The 4433-nt window shown below is 46.3% G+C and carries 3 protein-coding genes; 2 read left to right on the top strand and 1 reads right to left on the bottom strand.

The features are described 5' to 3' along the window. Window positions 1-100 precede the first annotated feature (100 nt). Complete coding sequence (gene rimK, locus HKN88_01750) at window positions 101-1006, bottom strand: 30S ribosomal protein S6--L-glutamate ligase (protein ID NNC96774.1); 906 nt, start codon at window positions 1004-1006, stop codon at window positions 101-103. A 368-nt stretch (window positions 1007-1374) separates the two neighbouring features. Between rimK and nhaA the strand changes: the two genes are divergently transcribed. Beyond that, window positions 1375-2586 carry a Na+/H+ antiporter NhaA gene (gene nhaA / locus HKN88_01745; protein NNC96773.1) on the top strand — a complete coding sequence of 404 codons (1212 nt, stop codon included), beginning with the start codon at window positions 1375-1377 and terminating at the stop codon, window positions 2584-2586. Between the two features lie 7 nt (window positions 2587-2593). Then, window positions 2594-4288 carry an outer membrane protein assembly factor gene (locus tag HKN88_01740; GenBank protein ID NNC96772.1) on the top strand — a complete coding sequence of 565 codons (1695 nt, stop codon included), beginning with the start codon at window positions 2594-2596 and terminating at the stop codon, window positions 4286-4288. The last annotated feature ends 145 nt before the right edge of the window (window positions 4289-4433 follow it).

Below are 4433 nucleotides of genomic sequence, written 5' to 3'. Positions count from 1 at the left end.
AGTATCCACTCTAAGCTCAAGATCAAAAATACCAAGTTCCGGAAGATCACAAACTTCCAATGTGCCAACAATCATTTTATTTTTCATGAATTGCTCTAACTTATCCCTGGCCGCGTGTTCGGGTACTGTTTGGTTTGGCATTTTTTTCAATAAACTCGAAAATCAATGAACCAACATCAATATTTGTTGCCTTTTCTATGCCTTCGAGTCCAGGTGTTGAATTTACCTCCATGACAACTGGCCCCGAATTTGATTGAAGAATATCAACGCCACAAACATTTAGGCCCATGATTTTCGCAGCATTTACAGCCGTTGCACGTTCCTCTTTAGAAAGCTTTATTTTTGTCGCAGACCCGCCCCGGTGCAGGTTTGAGCGAAACTCACCTTCTGCACCTTGTCGCTTCATCGCAGCTACAACTTTATTTCCTACGACAAAACAGCGAATATCCGCACCACCGGCCTCTTTGATGAATTCTTGTACCAAAATATTCGCATCCAATCCCATGAATGCCTCAATCATACTTGCCGCTGATTTGTCATTATCGGCCAATACAACCCCAATGCCTTGTGTGCCTTCCAGCAGCTTGATCACTAACGGCGCGCCGCCAACAGTTTTGATCAAGTCATTAATGTTTGATGATCTGTGGGCAAATCCTGTGCGTGGCAGGCCTACATTTTTACGTGACAACAATTGCAACGACCTTAATTTATCGCGTGATCTGCTTATAGCAACTGATTCATTGACTGAGAATGTTCCCATCATTTCAAATTGTCGAACTACTGCGGTTCCGTAGAAGGTAATTGATACACCAATTCGTGGTATCACAGCATCGTATCTAGGCAGTTCTTCACCCTTATACCTGACAATTGATCTGCTCTTGGTTATATCCATATAACATTCAAGTGTATTTATAATGTCAACATCATGGCCACGTGCCTGACCTGCTTCCCTGAGACGCCGGGTTGAATACAGATTTTTGTTTTGTGAAAGTATTGCGATTTTCATTTGAGCCTCAAGATTTTAGTAAGTAATTAAACTGCAGCATCTGAAACATGTATTACACCGGTTAATGTAGTAACAGCTCAGTCGTTTAAATGTGTAATCTTTCGAAAAATAAAAACAATGTACGGGATGTGAATGAATACGATTTACAAGATTGGAAACTGGTACCTGGACAGGCATATCAAACCCGGTCCAGGCAGGGCATTATAATTCAGTCTAGTCTGTTTGAAGCAACTTATACACAATATTTCTGCACCCTTGAAATGTACTCTCCAGGACAGAAATTGACAAGACCTGCTTTTCTTCGTCACGCAGTGCCTGAAAGAATTATAATTCGCTTTTAATTCACTCCTTCAGACCTGTGACCCATCATGCATCCTAACCCGGCTCATTCGCCTCCCACCCATGGCTCCAAGATCTTGCGCTTCATGCATCTTGAAAGCAGCGCAGGCCTGGTTCTGATCGGAGCTGCCTTACTGGCCATGCTCGTAAAGAATTCGATGTTTTCCGAATTTTATTCATTATTCCTGAACATGCGTGGCACAGTGAGCGTTGGCTCTCTGGAAGTTTCCAAGCCATTGTTTTTGTGGGTGAATGATGCCTGGATGGCAATATTTTTCTTTCTGGTGACCATGGAGATCAAACGCGAAGCCTTGTACGGTTACCTGTCCGATCGCAAACAGATCGTGCTGCCTGCAATTGCTGCCTTAGGGGGCATTGTAGTACCGGCATTATTTTACGTTGCGATTAATTGGGGCGACTCACAAGCCCTGCGCGGATGGGCAATTCCAACCGCTACCGATATTGCCTTTGCACTGGGTGTTTTGGCGTTACTGGGCAAGCGCGCACCGGTAACTTTAAAAGTTTTATTAATGACCCTTGCCGTTCTCGACGACCTGACAGCCATTGTCATTATCGCGCTTTTTTATACCAGCAAATTATCCTTCATCGCCCTGTCCAGTGCCAGTGTATTTTTACTGGGTTTGGCCCTGTTAAATCGCAAGCGGGTTGTTAAGCCTGCAGCCTATGTTCTGCTTGGCATGGCCTTGTGGGTCTGTGTCTTGAAATCTGGCGTGCATGCAACTCTTGCGGGTGTGATCACTGCTTTAGCCATTCCGGGCCGCATAAACCCCAGCGATAGCGACTCACTCCTTGAGAGTATGATCCGTAAATTACATCCCTGGGTGGCCTTTTTGATATTGCCCATGTTTGCGTTTGTTAATGCCGGTGTGACTTTCGAGGGCATGAGCCCAATGGGTATATTCGATCCTGTTCCGGCAGGCATTCTGGCCGGTTTATTGCTGGGCAAGCCTATCGGTATTTTCCTGTTCTCGTTACTGTGCATCAAACTACGCCTGGCATCACTTCCCGCCGGTGTGAACTGGATGAATCTGTTTGGTCTCTCGGTCTTGTGTGGGATTGGATTCACCATGAGTCTTTTTGTAGCTTCACTGGCCTTCCAGGAATTAGGTATTGGATACTCCAGACCCGATAGGCTGGCAATTATTCTAGGTTCCCTGATTTCCGGCCTGATCGGTTACTTGATCATTTTCTTTTCCGCCAAGAATCGCGAAAGTATCTAATACCAAGATGCATTGTAAATATAAGGTACTGATTCTGAGTCTGGTAGTACTCATGTGCCATGCTGGCCAGGCCTTACCTATCGAACTGTCCGGAAGTGATGAAGAGTCCAAAGCCATCATCGAAAGTAGCCTCGCCTACCGAAGATTGCAGAGCCTGAGCAACACTGACGGGGCCTTGTTCTGGATGCGTCGTCTCAACAAAGAAGCCAAAACCGGTTTACAAGCCATTGGATTGTATGAAGCCTCACTGGAAACCAAAATTACACCCGACAATAACAAGATTACCGTGTTGCTAATCCAGGGCGAACCCACACGGGTTTCTAATGTGCACATCCAACTTCCGCAAGAGGCGTTCCAGGATTACAACTTTCCTCTCAAGACCGGAGATCGTCTGGATCATCAAAAATACGAAGCTGGCAAACAGCAATTGCATGCCTGGATGCTGGCGCATGGCTATCTCAACACAAAACTGATAACGCATCGTATTGAAGTTAAGCGTGCAAAAAGACAGGCGGAGATCTTCCTCGAATGGGATACAGGACCGCAATATAAATTCGGTCCGGTCGAGTTTATTGATAATCAATTGTCGGCAAATTTCCTTAAACGCTATATTCCGTTTGAACAAGGCGAAACTTTTAGTGAGTCACAATTACAAAAATTCAGTGAACAATTACGCAACAGTGGCTACTTTTCTAGTGTCGATATCATTCCTCAGCTGGACGCTATTGAACAACTCCTGGTGCCCTTGCAAGTACGCTTACAACCCCTGAATAGCAGAGTGTACGAATTAGGGCTAAGTCTGGGAACTGACCAGGGTGCGGGAATCGAAGCGGACGTGACCAATCGTCGCTCAAATACCAAAGGCCATCACTGGCGCATTCAATCCGAATTAACCACACAGCGATTTTTGCTGGGCACTCGATATTCCGTGCCGTCTGCCCGTCATATTGACCGGGTTACTCGAATGGATCTGACCTATGTGGACGAATTGACCGATACATCCGACCGTCAAACGATCAAAGGCACATTAAGCAAACAAAGACGATCGGGAAAATGGCAACGTGTAGACTCGCTGTCACTGCTGAATGAAAAATTCACCATTGCCGATGTAACCGAACAATCCAATTTATTGATCGGCTCGGTAGATATATTTCGTACCAAAGCCCACGACATTATCAATCCCAGCCGCGGCTGGCGTGCCCGTGCCACATTTTCCGGTGCTAGCGACATACTGGGCTCTCCACTGAATTTTATTCGTACCGATCTGGAATACAAACGCATCGGATCGTTCAATGCTAAAACTCGTTGGCTACTGCATTCTCGAGTGGGTGCAATGTGGACAGATAACTTTGAAGAATTGCCGACCTCATTGAGGTTTTTTGCCGGTGGCGATCGCAGTGTTCGCGGTTTTGATTTCGAGTCACTGGGTCCAAGCGATTCTGAGAATAATGTTTTAGGCGGGCAATACATTGCCACTCTGAGTCTCGAAACGGACTATATGTTCCGACCCAATTGGCGGGTTGCCACTTTCGTGGATATCGGAAATGCGTTTGGCCGCGGAGACGAAAGTCTTGAACATGGTGCGGGCGTGGGACTAAGGTGGGTTTCGCCCATCGGGCCTGTGCGTCTGGATATGGCCTCTGCCCTATCTGACCCCGACAATCCCTGGCGTTTGCATTTTTCAGTAGGGCCTGATCTATGAAAAATGTCTTGACCTGGATATGGCGTCTTTTGCTGTTGTTGTTACTACTGGGCATTACACTGCTGTGGTTAGTCGAAACCAATAGTGGGGCCAGATCGCTTATCGGCCTGCTAAACACCTTTACCAACACCCAGGTCCAATACAC

It is taken from the genome of Gammaproteobacteria bacterium (assembly GCA_013001575.1).
In the GTDB taxonomy this organism is placed as follows: Bacteria; Pseudomonadota; Gammaproteobacteria; order Steroidobacterales; family JABDMI01; genus JABDMI01.
The sequence above is the reverse complement of the archived record's forward strand: the minus strand, read 5'-3'. Positions and strand labels throughout refer to the sequence as shown.